Origin of the sequence: Aureimonas jatrophae (assembly GCF_900104035.1) — a bacterium.
Taxonomy (GTDB): Bacteria; Pseudomonadota; Alphaproteobacteria; order Rhizobiales; family Rhizobiaceae; genus Aureimonas; species Aureimonas jatrophae.
The window spans coordinates 216,499-229,539 of sequence record NZ_FNIT01000003.1 but is presented as its reverse complement, the minus strand read 5'-3'; the positions used below and the strand labels follow the sequence as shown (position 1 = coordinate 229,539).

The window sequence follows — 13,041 nt, the reverse complement described above, 5'->3', positions numbered from 1 at the left end:
TCCGCCTCCTAAGGTGGGAGCCTTCGGGCGGTAAAGAAGTATGAGCGATATGGCAGGACGCGCCCGTTTCCTTCTCACAATCTTCGCCGTCCTGCCGGTCGCGTCCGGTTGCACGGTCATGAACGGGGCGGCTTTGGAGGAAAGCGCGGTCGACCGCACGGTGGTCACGAACTCCGTTCCAACCGTCGCACCCGCCGTTGCCGATGCGCTGTCTGACAGTCGCACCGTTCGCAACGCCGTGTCGGCCGCCGACATGACGCGCGGCGAACTGCAACCGCTTGCCTGGTCGAACACCGACACCGGAGCGACGGGAGCGATCACCGACATTCGCGAGACCAAGGCTGGCGACCAGACGTGCCGGACCTTCCGCACGTCACGCCAACGCTTCGACGGGGTCTCCGTTTTCGCAGGCGAGGCTTGCACCCGTGGAGCGGGAGAATGGACGCTGACGCGCTTCTCGGAAGGCGGCTGAGGAGCCGAACCTCTTCAAAAGCAGTGCGCGCAAAGCCATATTGGACGCCTGATGGGGTCGCCGCTCGCCGTGGCGGCCCTTCTCATCATGTCCCGTGAGTTCACGCCATCCAGGATCGTTCGTCCATGCGCGACCCCTATACCGTTCTCGGCGTCGCCAAATCTGCAAGCGACGCGGACATCAAATCGGCCTTTCGAAAGCTCGCCAAGAAGTATCACCCCGATGCGAACGGCGATGACGCAAGTGCCAGCGCGCGCTTCAACGAGGCCAACCAGGCCTACGAGATCTTGAGCGACAAGGAGAAGCGCGCGCAGTTCGATCGAGGTGAGATCGATGCCGAGGGCAAGCCGCGCTTCCAAGGCTTTGCCGGTGGAGAGAATCCGTTCGCATCGGCGGGTCGCAATACCGGCAGCGGCAGCTTCGACTTCCGTTCGTCGGGCAATCGTTTTGGCGGCGGCGATGGTTTGTTCTCGGATTTCTTTGATCAGGCGTTCGGTGGTCGCCGGGCGGCGGATAGCGGGTTCAACGCAGCACGCAATACGCCGTCCAAGGGCGAGGACATTCGCGCGACGCTGAAAATCCGCCTGGAGGATGCCGTTTCGGACGAGAAGGTCGAGGCCGTCTTTCCGAATGGCAAGCGGTTGGCGATCCGGTTGCCGCCTGGCGTCGAGGACGGCCAGGTCATTCGCCTGCGGGGCCAGGGTCAACCTGCCGTGTTCGCTGGCGGACCGGCTGGCGACGCCCTTGTGACGATCGCCTTCGCGGAACATCCTCGCTTCAAGGTCGCCGGACACGATTTGGAACTCAGCCAATCGGTCCACCTCTCGGACGCGGTTTTGGGCGGCCGCATCATGATCGAGACGCTCGACGGGCGCGTCACGACACGCATTCAACCGTGGACCAATTCGGGCCGAACGCTTCGGCTTAAGGGCAAGGGATTAACCCGCAAGGACAATACGCGCGGCGACATTCTCGTGACGCTGCAAATCTCGCTGCCTGCCGAGCCTGACGCCGAACTCATCGCGCTCATGGAAAAGCGACAGGCGACGGTCGAGTAGCCACGACCGCGAGCCCGCCGGATACCAACCCCGATCGCCCGTCTGCGAAGCCGGCTTCTTCTTGCTGGCCTGCTTTCGCTATGCCATACCGCCGCCGCATCCAAGGATGCCAAGCGGCGGAAGGAATGAGCTCATGGTGGATTCGGTTGGCCTCATGAAGGGCAAGCGCGGCCTCATCATGGGCGTCGCGAACAACCGCTCGATCGCGTACGGAATTGCGAAGGCTCTGGCGGACCAGGGCGCGGAAATCGCGCTGACCTATCAAGGTGAAGCCCTGCGAAAGCGGGTCGAACCGCTTGCGGCTGAACTCGGTGCATTCGTCTGCGGTCATTGCGATGTCGGCGACGCGGCGACGATCGATGCTTGTTTCACGGCCATCGAGGAGCGTTGGGGCAAGATCGACTTCCTCGTTCACGCCATCGGCTTTTCGGACAAGGACGAGCTGACGGGTCGATATGTCGACACGAGCGAGGGCAATTTCACCAAGACGATGCTGATTTCCGTTTATTCGTTCACCGCGGTCGCACAGCGCGCCGAGAAGCTGATGACGGACGGAGGATCGATGCTGACGCTGACCTACTACGGCGCGGAAAAGGTCATGCCGAACTACAACGTCATGGGCGTTGCGAAGGCGGCACTCGAGGCGAGCGTCAAGTACCTCGCCGTTGACCTAGGTCCGAAGAAGATCCGCGTGAACGCGATCTCCGCCGGACCGATCAAGACACTGGCCGCGAGCGGCATCGGCGACTTTCGCTACATTCTGAAGTGGAACGAGTACAACGCGCCTCTGCGGCGTACCGTGACGATCGAGGAGGTGGGCGATGTCGGACTGTACCTCCTGTCCGATCTGTCACGATCGGTTACGGGCGAGGTCCATCACGCCGACTCCGGCTACCACGTTGTCGGAATGAAGGCTGTCGATGCCCCCGATATCTCGGTCGTGAAGGACTGACGGGTCCATCATGCCGAGCAAGACGCGTCTTTACCTCTGCCGTCACGGGCAGACGGATTGGAACGCCGTTGGCCGGCTCCAGGGTCAGAGCGACATTCCTCTGAACGATCGGGGTCGCGAGCAGGCTCGACGCAACGGTCAGGTCCTCCGAAACCACCTCGCTTCCGAGGAGATCGGTCAACTCGACTTCGTTGCGAGCCCGATGTCGCGTGCGGTCGAGACGATGCAGATCGTTCGCGGCGAATTGGCGCTGCCTACCAGCGACTTCGCGACCGACGAGCGGTTACGCGAGATCCATTTCGGGGATTGGCAAGGCTTCGTCGTTCCGGACCTGAGACGACTGGATCGTGATGCGGTTGAGCGCCGCGACGCTGACAAGTGGGGCTTCCTACCGCCAGGCGACGGCGCGGAAAGTTACGCCATGCTGACGGACCGTGTGGTTCCGTTTTTCAGAGCGCTCGCCCGCCCGACGCTCGTCGTCGCGCATGGAGGCGTCATGCGATCGTTCCTGCATGCTTTTTGCGGCATGGAAGCCGACGACGCGGCGCATGTCGGCATACCGCAAGACCTCATCCTGCGTTTCGAAAGCGGGCGCTACGACTGGATCTGACGACCCCGTCTGCCGTCAGGATGCGATCAGGAGATGGACCTCCATTCCTCGGTGCACCGTTGCACTGTCGAGGGTTTGCGGAAGGAGATAGCGCGTCCCGTCCGCTAGCATGACCGTGCCGCTTTCGGCATCGATCTGCTCGACGACGCCCGCCCGTTCCTCGGCATGGGCGGGAAGGCTCGACGCGACGCAGACCACGGAGCAGGCAAAGAAAGCGACGATACGCGGCATGGGCGATCTCATGCTCTGATGGCGTTGGCTGCGAGGTTCACGCCGAATTGTGACGATCGATGGGCACCAGCCGAAAGAATCGCGAAGCCGATCGGTATTTGACCGGTTCGCCCTCGGATCGTACATGCCCCTGCCCGCCCACCAGGACCGTATGCCATGTCGCACAATAGTTTCGGCCACCTGTTTCGCGTGACGACATGGGGGGAAAGTCATGGTCCGGCGATCGGCTGCATCGTGGACGGAACACCACCGGGAACGCGGCTATCCCGCGAGCTCATTCAGCGCTTCCTCGATGAGCGACGTCCTGGTCAGTCCCGCTATACGACGCAAAGGCAGGAACCGGACGAAGTCCATATTCTGTCAGGGACGATGCCGGGTGAGAGCGAGAGCGAGCTGATCGCGACCGGTACACCGATCGCATTGGAGATCCGCAACGTCGATCAGAGGTCGAAGGACTACTCCGAGATCGCTCGTCGCTACCGACCGGGTCATGCCGACATTACCTACGACATGAAGTACGGCGTGCGCGACTACCGTGGTGGCGGGCGTTCGTCGGCTCGCGAAACTGCGACCCGTGTGGCCGCCGGGGCCATCGCGCGTCAAGTCGTACCGGGCGTCCGCATACAAGGCGCCCTCGTGCAGATTGGCGACGTCGCGATCGATCGAGCGCGGTTCGATTGGGACGAGACGCGCCGTAATCCCTTCTTCTGCCCCGATCCCAGGACGGCCGAACACTGGGCTGAACTTCTGGATGCCGTCCGCAAGCGCGGCTCGTCCATCGGCGCCGTCGTGGAGATCGAAGCGACAGGCGTGCCGGCGGGTCTCGGCGCACCGCTCTATGGCAAGCTCGACGCGGACATCGCTGCTAACCTGATGTCGATCAACGCCGTGAAGGGCGTCGAAATCGGCGATGGTTTTGCCTCAGCCGCGTTATCGGGTGAGGAGAATGCGGACGAGATCCGAACGGGAGCGGACGGCCGGCCCGAGTTCCTGTCGAACCATGCGGGCGGCATCCTCGGCGGGATTGCCACCGGGCAACCGATCGTCGCCCGCTTTGCCGTGAAGCCGACGTCTTCGATTTTGACCCCGCGCCGATCGGTCGATGCCGATGGGAACGAGGTCGATGTCATGACGAAGGGGCGTCATGATCCCTGCGTCGGCATTCGTGCCGTGCCGATCGGCGAGGCGATGGTGGCCTGTGCAATCGCGGATCATTACCTACGTCACCGCGGACAGACGGGACGCGTCTGACCCACGAGCTTGACCCGTTTGGGCAGCCGCCGAGACAGAATCGATGCTGACGCGCCTCTATCACCACCCGATCTTCGCTGAGCACCTGACAGGCCCGGGGCACCCGGAACGGCCGGAACGCATGGCGGCCGTCGCTGGCGCGTTGGAGGCCGAGGCCTTCCAAAACCTCGATCGGGTCCTCGCGCCGGAAGGATCGCTCGATGCCGTCTATCGATGCCATCCTGCAGACTTCGTCCGACGGATCGCCAAGGCGACGCCGGAGGAGGGACTGACGCGGATCGACGGAGACACGGTCATCAGTGCCCGGTCCTTCTCGGCCGCGTTGCACTCCGTCGGCGCGGCCTGCGCCGGTGTGGATGATGTTGTCATCGGAGCGGCTCGCAATGTCTTCGTGGCGTCCCGCCCACCGGGACATCACGCCGAACGAGACACGGCGATGGGTTTTTGCCTCTTCAACCAAGCCGCGATTGCGGCCCGGCACGCACAGGCCGTGCACGGCCTCGAGCGTATCGCGATCATCGATTGGGATGTCCATCACGGCAACGGAACGCAGGACATCTTCCAGGACGATCCCAGCGTGTTCTACGCCTCCACCCACGAGATGCCCCTATTCCCCGGCACCGGTGCGCGCAGCGAGACCGGCGTCGGCAACATCTGCAACGCTCCGCTGCGAGCCGACGACGGATCGGACGAATTTCGGGATGCGTTCACCAGCGTCGTGCTTCCGGCGCTCGAGACGTTTCGTCCGGACCTTGTGATCATCTCGGCCGGCTTCGACGCCCATCACCGCGATCCGCTGGCGAACCTCAACCTGATCGAAGCGGACTACGACTGGGCGACGGGCAAGCTCCTCGACGTGGCCGATCGGCACGCCGGTGGGAGGCTGGTCAGCCTTCTCGAAGGCGGCTACGACCTGCGCGGTCTCGGCCAGTCGGTTGCCGCGCACGTACAGCGACTGATGGTCGGCTGATTCCGCAGGAGTTTCCGCAATGCCCGATGCTACGCAGACCATTCCGGCGGACGATTCGGATATTCGTCGCATGAGCTTCGAAGAAGCGCTTGGAGCTCTGGAGCAGATCGTTTCGGATCTGGAACGCGGCGACGTGCCGCTTGAACTGTCGATCCGCATCTATGAGCGCGGAGAGAAGTTGAAGTCCCATTGCGACAGGCTGCTTTCCGCCGCCGAGGACAAAGTTGAGAAGATCAAGCTGAACCGTGCCGGGAAGCCGAGCGGAACCGAGCCGCTCGATCCGGCGTGACCAGTTTGCAGGCTGGTGGACAAGTCGGATTGAAACGTTTCTAACCCAAGGCCTTGATCCGGCAGAGCCTGTCGGCCGCGGTCAGCTCGTCGCTTCCGGAGCCAACCCTATCGTGTCGTCCACGCCTCTTCTCGACCGTATCCAGTCGCCCGACGATTTGCGCCGCCTGCCAGAGAGCGATCTCCGGCAAGTTGCGAACGAGTTGCGTGCCGATCTGATCGATGCGGTGTCGCGCACCGGCGGTCATCTGGGTGCGGGTCTCGGCGTCGTGGAACTGACGGTCGCCCTTCATCATGTCTTCGATACGCCGCGCGATCGGCTGATCTGGGATGTCGGCCATCAAGCCTATCCGCACAAGATTCTCACCGGCCGACGCGATGCGATGCGGACCGTCCGCCAGGAGAACGGCCTATCCGGTTTCGCGAAGCGGACCGAGAGCGAATACGATCCGTTCGGTGCGGGGCATTCTTCGACCTCGATTTCCGCCGGCCTCGGAATGGCGGTCGCCAGCGACTTGGCCGGACACCGGCGCAACGTCGTTGCGGTAATCGGAGACGGCGCGATCAGCGCAGGCATGGCCTACGAGGCGATGAACAACGCGGGTGCGATGAACGCTCGCTTGGTCGTGATCCTCAACGACAACGACATGTCGATTGCCCCGCCGACCGGTGCGATGAGCGCCTATCTCGCGCGCCTGGTGTCGGGCAAGGCCTACAAGGGTCTGCGCGACCGCGCGAAGGCCGTTGCTCGTCACCTGCCGCCCTTCCTGCAGGAAGGGGCTCGGCGGACGGAGGAGCTCGCACGTGGACTTCTGACCGGTGGCACCTTGTTCGAGGAACTCGGTTTCCACTACGTCGGTCCGATCGATGGACATGATCTGGATCACCTCCTCCCGGTGCTCCAGAACGTACGGGACACGATCGACGGCCCGGTTCTCGTTCATGTGGTGACCAAGAAGGGCAAGGGCTACCCGCCTGCCGAGGCCAGTGCCGACAAGTACCACGGCGTTGCGAAGTTCGATGTCGTGACCGGTGCTCAGTCGAAGCCGAAGGCGAATGCACCGAGCTATACGCGCATCTTCGCCGAAACGCTCCTGCAGGAGGCCCGCGAGGACGAACGCATCGTGGCCATTCACGCTGCGATGCCGGACGGCACAGGTCTCGACCTGTTCGGCCAAGCGTTTCCCAAGCGCACCTTCGATGTCGGTATCGCCGAACAGCATGCCGTCACGTTCGCGGCGGGTCTGGCGACCGAGGGCTATAAGCCGTTCGTTGCGATCTATTCGACCTTCTTGCAGCGGGCCTACGATCAGATCGTCCATGACGTGGCGATTCAGCACCTGCCGGTCCGTTTTGCGATAGACCGGGCCGGCTTCGTCGGCGCGGATGGTCCGACCCATGCCGGATCGTTCGACACCGGGTTTCTCGTACCGCTGCCGGGCATGGTCGTCATGGCGGCAGCCGACGAGGCGGAACTACGCCACATGGTGCGAACTGCAGCGATCTACGACGATGGCCCGATCTCGTTTCGCTATCCGCGCGGCAACGGGACGGGCGTCGAGTTGCCGGAGCGCGGCCAGGCATTGGAGATCGGTCGCGGACGGATCGTCCGCGAGGGGACGAAGGTCGCCATTCTCTCGTTCGGCGCACGCCTGGCGGACGCGATCGGCGCCTCCGAGGATCTCGAAGGGTTCGGTCTGTCTACGACGGTCGCAGACGCTCGGTTTGCCAAGCCGCTCGACGAGGATCTCGTACGCCGGTTGGCGCAGAACCACGAGGTGCTGATCCTTCTCGAGGAAGGGGCCTCTGGCGGCTTCGCGGCTCAGGTTCTGGAGCTTCTGGCTCGTCGTGGCTGGCTCGATCGCGGCCTCAAGGTTCGCCCCATCACGATGCCGGATCGCTTCGTCGATCACGCCGCGCCGGAGACGATGTTGCGTGCGTCGGGTATCGACAAGGCCGGCATCGTGGAGACGGTGTTCCGCGCACTCGGCGACGGCGCTCGACGTGTGATGCAGGCATGAGCGCCGCGAACGCCCCGCGAGAGCGTCAACGCCTCGACCTTCTGATGGCGGAACGCGGCGTCGTCGACTCGCGCGCGCGGGCGCGCGACGCCGTCCTGCGCGGCCATGTTCGTATCGACGGACAAGTCGCCTCGAAACCGAGCCAGCCGGTCCGAATTGACGCCACTATCGAGGTGACCGACCCCGCACAGGATTTCGTAGCCCGCTCGGCTTTGAAGCTGGCCGCCGGCCTCGACGCCTTCGGCATCGATCCCGCGGGACGCGATTGTCTGGATGTCGGCCTGTCGACCGGTGGCTTCTCCCAGCTTCTCCTTCGACGCGGTGCGCGCCATGTCGTGGGCATCGACGTCGGCCGTGACCAGCTTCACGCATCCCTACGCGAGGAGCCCCGCCTCACGGCATTCGAAGGCGTGAACGCCCGCGAGTTGCGGGCCGAGCATCTAGATGGTCGGGTGATCGATCTCCTGGTTTGTGACGTCAGCTTCATTTCGGTTCGGCTGGCCTTACCGCCGGCACTCGACCTCATCGCGTCCGGAGCCGATGCCGTCATTCTCGTCAAGCCGCAGTTCGAGGCAGGCCGAGAGGCGATCGGGCGCGGCGGTCTGCTTCGCGATCCCGCAAGCGCGCCGACGGTCGCGCAAGGCCTTGCGGATTGGCTCGATCGTGAAACCGCGTGGCGTTCGCTCGCCCTGATCCCCTCGCCGCTACCCGGCGGTGACGGCAACCAGGAGTTCCTGCTTCGGGCCCGCAAGCCTTGAGTGCAGTTCTGACGATCGAGTCGCTCGGCCAACAGGGCGACGGGTTTGCGCGCACGGAAGCGGGACCGGTTCATGTTCCGCTCACGCTGCCCGGCGAGCGTATTCGGGCGGATACCAAGGGCTCACGCGGGCGACTTGTCGAACTCGTCGAGCGGTCGCCGGATCGCGTAGACGCGCCCTGCCCCCATTTTGGCCGTTGCGGCGGCTGCGAACTGCAGCACGCCGATGACCGCCTCTATGCGGCCTTCAAGCGAGATCGTGTCGTCACGGCATTTCGCCGTGAAGGTTTGACACTCGACGTCGAAGATCTGGTCAGATGCCCAAGGGGCTCACGGCGTCGCGCCGTGTTCTCGGCGGTCCGAGCCGGTCCACGCGTGCTCTTCGGTTTCCATGAAGCCAACAGCAACCGTGTCGCTCCAATCGAGACCTGCCTGATCGCCGTCCCTGCCATCGTCCGTGCCTTGCCTGAGCTCGCCACGCTCGCTCCGATCCTCATCGACCGCAAGCGAGAACTACGGCTGACGGTGACAGCCGCAGAGAACGGCTTGGACGTTGCGGTCGAGGCCGCCGCCGATCTCAACGCACGCAATCGGTTGAGTGCCATCGAGCACGCCGTCGCAGCCGGCTGGACACGCCTCACGATCGACGGCGAAATCGCGGTTCAATCGGCGCCGCCGCAGATCCTCTTTGACGGAATTGCTGTCGAGCCACCGCCCGGGGCGTTTCTTCAGGCTGTGGCGGAATCGGAAGCGGCCATGGCAAGGCTCGTTGTAGAGCACCTGCGACCCGCCCGTGCCGTCGCGGATCTCTTCAGTGGTGTAGGCACCTTCGCGGCGCGGCTGGCCCGCGACCATGCGGTCCACGCTGTCGAGAGCGACGCTGCTGCGCTCACCAGCCTCGATCGCGCTCAAAGAACACCGCAGGGATTGAAGGCGATTACGATTGAGAGGCGCGATCTCTTCCGGCGGCCGCTGACGATCAGGGAACTGAACCGCTTCGGTGGTGTCGTATTCGATCCTCCGCGCGCCGGGGCCGAGGCGGTATCGCGCGAACTCAGTCAATCCGAGGTCCCGCTCGTCGCGGCCGTATCCTGCAACCCGACGACGCTGGCGCGCGACGCCCGCCTGCTGATCGACGGCGGCTATCGGCTCAAGCGTATCGTACCGATCGATCAGTTCCTATGGACGCACCACGTCGAGGTCGTCGCGCTATTTGAACGCTGAGGTCACGTGTGACCGAACAGCTCATCGGCTTCCTGCAACAGTACGGCTACGGTCTCGTCTTCGTTTCCATCTTCCTGGAATCGACGGGCCTGCCCTTTCCCGGGGAAAGCATCCTGATTGCGGCCGGCATCATGGCAGGCCACGGTCAGCTGGACGTGCATCTGATCTTTCTGGCGTCCTGGATCGCGGGCACCCTAGGCGACAACTGCGGTTACTACCTCGGGCATCGCTTCGGTCATCGTTTCATTCTCAGATATGGTCGCCGGCTGGGTATCACGCCGGCCAAGTATGCCTATGTGGAACGCGAGTTCCGGCGCTGGGGTCCGCCCATCGTGCTGGTCGCTCGGTTCATCCTGATCCTGCGACAATTGTGCGGAGCCGCGGCCGGGACACTTCGGTTCCCGTGGTGGCGATTCCTGTTCTTCAACGCCCTCGGTGCCGCGCTCTGGTCAGGCACCTACACCTATGGTGCCTACCTGTTCGGCAATCAGGTCGACCGTCTGCTGCATGGGAACCCGTGGGCCTACGTGGCACTCGCAGTCGTCTTTCTCGGTCTGACGGTCGCTACCATCCTTCGCTTTCGGCGCGGCCTGAAGAACCTTCCCGACGAGGGCGAACTACCTTTATCTGAGGAAGGCGGCGAAGGCGGTCCGAGCCTCCGGTGAGCGCAGGCATTCGGCGAAGAAGCGCGACTCGACTCCGATACGCTCCCGCAACTGTTCGCGATCCGGGCGTAGCAGCGTTCGAGTGATGGCCAGCGCCTCTGATGGCTTGCCGGCCAATTGCTCGGCGACGTGCAGCGATGCGCCATCGACATCATCGGCCAGTTGGGTGACGATGCCGGTCCGTAGGGCACGGTTCGCATCGAAGGTCTCGCCCATGGCAAGGAGAGCGAAGGCCTCACGCTCGCCCATCAAACGAGGCGCGAGCAGGCTGGAACCCGCTTCCGGTACGAGCCCGAGATCCGAAAAGGGCGTGCGGAAGACGGAGCGTGGCGACGCGACGACCTGATCGCAATGAAACAACAGCGTCGTGCCGATGCCGATGGCGATGCCATCGACTGCCGCTACGATTGGTTTCGGGAAGTCGACGACCGTATCGAGAAAAGCCTGCACTTCATCGAGCGTACCGGCCTCGCCAACCCCCAGGAAGTCGGCGATGTCATTGCCCGCCGAGAACGATCCTGGCCCCCCGGCAAACCGCACGCAGCGAACCGTGTCGTCTGCCGTCGCCGCGCGCAGGCAACGGGTCATGGCGGCGTACATCGCGCGGTCGATGGCATTCTTCTTTTCGGGTCGCTGCAGGCGGATCGTCAGAACCGAGCCCTGTTGCACGACCCCGATGTTTTCGGGCGAAGCCCCCGACATCAATTCAGCGCTTCGCGAGCCGCAACGAGGCTCTCGCTGCCGCCGAGAACCTGCCGCCGCAGCGCCTCCGTCTCCGGCAGGACGTTGTCGGCCATGAATCGTGCCAAAGTCGCACGCGTATCGGATGCAGCGTCCGCAAGAGCAGCCTTGGTCAGGTAGCAGGCGCCGGCCGTCAACGCGAACTGGCGCTGATAGGATGTTGCGCCGGACAGAGCCTGCGATAGCGCGCCGCTCCGCACCAGATTCATCAGGTGTTCGCTGGTTTCCTTCAATCCCTGCAACGCCTCGCGAAGGCGGGCCGCAGTCTCGCCGAACGCCTCACGGTTCGACGCCGCAACTTGCTCTGCGATGGCGTCAAGTTCGGCAAGGTAGTCTCGCAACGCGTCACCGTTCGAAAGCGGAAGCTTCCGGGAAACAAGATCGATCGCCTGAATGCCGTTGGTCCCCTCGTAGATCGGCGCGATTCGTGCGTCACGCAGAAGTCGGGCGGCGCCCGTCTCCTCGACGTAACCCATTCCTCCATGTACCTGGATACCGAGCGAGGCGACCTCGACGCCGATATCGGTCGGGAAGGACTTCGCGAGAGGCGTCAGCAGGTTGGCCCGCTCGGACCACCAGCGTTCGTTCTCATCCGTCTCGGCGCGATCGAGCGCGTGCGCGCAGTTGTGCACGATGGCCCGTGCCGCGCCGACCAGGACCTTCATGCGCAACAGCATCAAAGCCACGTCAGGGTGTTCGATGATCGGAACCTGCGCCGACGCATTCGGCTCGGCGCGATCCTTGGCTAGAAGCGTCGATCGACCCTGACGACGCTCGCGTGCGTAATCGAGCGCTTTCTGAAAGGCAGCTTCGGCCACGCCCAGGCCCTGCACGCCCACATAGAGCCGCGCGGAGTTCATCATGGTGAACATGCAGGCGAGACCGCGATTCTCCTCGCCGATGAGCCAGCCGATGGCACCCGGCTCTCCCGTTTCACCAACGCCGTCGCCATAGATCATCGTGCAGGTCGGCGAGGCATGGATGCCAAGCTTGTGTTCGATGGCGTGACACACGACGTCGTTACGACGCCCCGGTCTGCCCTCCTCGTCCGGCAAGAACTTCGGCACGAGGAATAGCGATATGCCCTTCACACCTGCCGGCGCATCCGGCAAGCGTGCAAGCACGAGATGGACGATGTTGTCGGTCAGGTCGTGCTCGCCGAACGTGATGTAGATCTTCTGTCCGAAGATCCGATAGATGCCGTCGCCGCGACGCTCCGCTCGCGTGCGCAGGTCCGACAGATCGGATCCCGCCTGCGGCTCGGTAAGGTTCATCGTGCCCATCCACTCGCCGCTGACAAGCTTCGAGAGGTAAATGTCCTTCAACGCTTGCGATCCGTGCGCAGAGATGGCGTCGACCGCTCCGATCGTCAGGGTCTGTCCGATGCCGAACGCCATCGACGCGCCGTTCCACATCTCGCAGACGGCAGCGGACAACGAGGTCGGAAGCTCCTGCCCGCCATATTTGACCGGACCGGTCAGTGCGTTCCAGCCGTTCTCGCGCCAACGCGTGTAGAGATCCCGCCAGCCATCCGGCATCGTCACGCGACCGCGCTCGAACAGAGCACCGCTCGTCTCGCCGGGATATGAGAGCGGTACGATCTCGCCCTCGGCGAACCGTGCCGCTTCCGCAAGGATCGCATCCAGAAGATCTATCGTCAGATCGCCTGCTCGACCGTTCTCGATCGCCTTGCCCAGATCGGCAGCGTGTAGCAGCGAATGCCTGATATCTGCGACCGGTGCTCGGTACATCGCTGCGTCCTCCCCGCGATCGTATGATCGGGTCAGGAGGTAGAGGATTT

At 63.8% G+C, this 13,041-nt stretch carries 14 protein-coding genes; 11 read left to right on the top strand and 3 right to left on the bottom strand.

All coding sequences use genetic code 11. From position 1 onward, the window contains the following. Positions 1-49 precede the first annotated feature (49 nt). From BLQ76_RS08775 to BLQ76_RS08760, 4 genes are all read left to right on the top strand, one after another. The gene (locus BLQ76_RS08775; RefSeq protein WP_183193115.1) at positions 50-472 is read left to right on the top strand and encodes an RT0821/Lpp0805 family surface protein; all 423 of its coding nucleotides are present in this window, start codon (positions 50-52) and stop codon (positions 470-472) included. A 125-nt stretch (positions 473-597) separates the two neighbouring features. Continuing rightward, positions 598-1,530, top strand: coding sequence for a DnaJ C-terminal domain-containing protein (locus BLQ76_RS08770; protein WP_090672018.1), 933 nt, complete (start codon positions 598-600; stop codon positions 1,528-1,530). A 133-nt stretch (positions 1,531-1,663) separates the two neighbouring features. Next, entirely contained in the window at positions 1,664-2,482 is an 819-nt protein-coding gene (gene fabI, locus BLQ76_RS08765; protein WP_090672015.1) for an enoyl-ACP reductase FabI, read from the top strand. A 10-nt stretch (positions 2,483-2,492) separates the two neighbouring features. Then, entirely contained in the window at positions 2,493-3,092 is a 600-nt protein-coding gene (locus tag BLQ76_RS08760; RefSeq protein WP_090672013.1) for a histidine phosphatase family protein, read from the top strand. A 15-nt stretch (positions 3,093-3,107) separates the two neighbouring features. Here BLQ76_RS08760 and BLQ76_RS08755 read toward each other — a convergent pair whose 3' ends face one another. Continuing rightward, the gene (locus tag BLQ76_RS08755) at positions 3,108-3,323 is read right to left on the bottom strand and encodes a DUF1344 domain-containing protein (RefSeq protein WP_090672011.1); all 216 of its coding nucleotides are present in this window, start codon (positions 3,321-3,323) and stop codon (positions 3,108-3,110) included. Positions 3,324-3,479: 156 nt separating this feature from the next. Here BLQ76_RS08755 and aroC point away from each other — a divergent pair, with 156 nt between their 5' ends. The 7 genes from aroC to BLQ76_RS08720 all read left to right on the top strand — a co-directional run bounded on the left by aroC (position 3,480) and on the right by BLQ76_RS08720 (position 10,499). Continuing rightward, positions 3,480-4,574 carry a chorismate synthase gene (gene aroC / locus BLQ76_RS08750; protein ID WP_090672008.1) on the top strand — a complete coding sequence of 365 codons (1,095 nt, stop codon included), beginning with the start codon at positions 3,480-3,482 and terminating at the stop codon, positions 4,572-4,574. A gap of 43 nt (positions 4,575-4,617) precedes the next feature. Beyond that, positions 4,618-5,544 (top strand): histone deacetylase family protein, encoded by a 927-nt coding sequence (locus BLQ76_RS08745; RefSeq protein ID WP_090672005.1) that lies wholly within the window; start codon positions 4,618-4,620, stop codon positions 5,542-5,544. Positions 5,545-5,563: 19 nt separating this feature from the next. Beyond that, complete coding sequence (locus BLQ76_RS08740; protein WP_062011279.1) at positions 5,564-5,833, top strand: exodeoxyribonuclease VII small subunit; 270 nt, start codon at positions 5,564-5,566, stop codon at positions 5,831-5,833. Positions 5,834-5,945: 112 nt separating this feature from the next. Next, positions 5,946-7,853, top strand: a complete 1,908-nt coding sequence (gene dxs / locus BLQ76_RS08735) for a 1-deoxy-D-xylulose-5-phosphate synthase (RefSeq protein WP_090672002.1) — start codon at positions 5,946-5,948, stop codon at positions 7,851-7,853. Continuing rightward, positions 7,850-8,611, top strand: coding sequence for a TlyA family RNA methyltransferase (locus BLQ76_RS08730; RefSeq protein ID WP_090671998.1), 762 nt, complete (start codon positions 7,850-7,852; stop codon positions 8,609-8,611). The genes dxs and BLQ76_RS08730 overlap by 4 nt, the downstream gene beginning before the upstream one ends. After that, positions 8,608-9,834 carry a class I SAM-dependent RNA methyltransferase gene (locus BLQ76_RS08725; protein WP_090671995.1) on the top strand — a complete coding sequence of 409 codons (1,227 nt, stop codon included), beginning with the start codon at positions 8,608-8,610 and terminating at the stop codon, positions 9,832-9,834. The genes BLQ76_RS08730 and BLQ76_RS08725 overlap by 4 nt, the downstream gene beginning before the upstream one ends. A gap of 8 nt (positions 9,835-9,842) precedes the next feature. Then, positions 9,843-10,499 (top strand): DedA family protein, encoded by a 657-nt coding sequence (locus BLQ76_RS08720; protein WP_090671993.1) that lies wholly within the window; start codon positions 9,843-9,845, stop codon positions 10,497-10,499. Here the strand turns inward: BLQ76_RS08720 and BLQ76_RS08715 are convergent. Together BLQ76_RS08715 and BLQ76_RS08710 are read right to left on the bottom strand one after the other, a co-directional pair. Beyond that, positions 10,458-11,201 (bottom strand): crotonase/enoyl-CoA hydratase family protein, encoded by a 744-nt coding sequence (locus tag BLQ76_RS08715; protein WP_090671990.1) that lies wholly within the window; start codon positions 11,199-11,201, stop codon positions 10,458-10,460. The genes BLQ76_RS08720 and BLQ76_RS08715 overlap by 42 nt on opposite strands. Next, positions 11,201-12,991, bottom strand: coding sequence for an acyl-CoA dehydrogenase family protein (locus BLQ76_RS08710; RefSeq protein ID WP_090671985.1), 1,791 nt, complete (start codon positions 12,989-12,991; stop codon positions 11,201-11,203). Before BLQ76_RS08710 ends, BLQ76_RS08715 begins: the two co-directional genes overlap by 1 nt. Positions 12,992-13,041 lie beyond the last annotated feature (50 nt).

Coding starts and splice junctions, on each gene's coding strand:
- BLQ76_RS08770 (WP_090672018.1), top strand. CDS start 598: ATGCGCGACCCCTATACCGTTCTCGGCGTCGCCAAATCTGCAAGCGAC.
- BLQ76_RS08715 (WP_090671990.1), bottom strand. CDS start 11,201: ATGTCGGGGGCTTCGCCCGAAAACATCGGGGTCGTGCAACAGGGCTCG.
- BLQ76_RS08745 (WP_090672005.1), top strand. CDS start 4,618: ATGCTGACGCGCCTCTATCACCACCCGATCTTCGCTGAGCACCTGACA.
- BLQ76_RS08755 (WP_090672011.1), bottom strand. CDS start 3,323: ATGCCGCGTATCGTCGCTTTCTTTGCCTGCTCCGTGGTCTGCGTCGCG.
- BLQ76_RS08730 (WP_090671998.1), top strand. CDS start 7,850: ATGAGCGCCGCGAACGCCCCGCGAGAGCGTCAACGCCTCGACCTTCTG.
- fabI (WP_090672015.1), top strand. CDS start 1,664: ATGGTGGATTCGGTTGGCCTCATGAAGGGCAAGCGCGGCCTCATCATG.
- BLQ76_RS08775 (WP_183193115.1), top strand. CDS start 50: ATGGCAGGACGCGCCCGTTTCCTTCTCACAATCTTCGCCGTCCTGCCG.
- BLQ76_RS08710 (WP_090671985.1), bottom strand. CDS start 12,991: ATGTACCGAGCACCGGTCGCAGATATCAGGCATTCGCTGCTACACGCT.
- aroC (WP_090672008.1), top strand. CDS start 3,480: ATGTCGCACAATAGTTTCGGCCACCTGTTTCGCGTGACGACATGGGGG.
- BLQ76_RS08740 (WP_062011279.1), top strand. CDS start 5,564: ATGCCCGATGCTACGCAGACCATTCCGGCGGACGATTCGGATATTCGT.
- BLQ76_RS08760 (WP_090672013.1), top strand. CDS start 2,493: ATGCCGAGCAAGACGCGTCTTTACCTCTGCCGTCACGGGCAGACGGAT.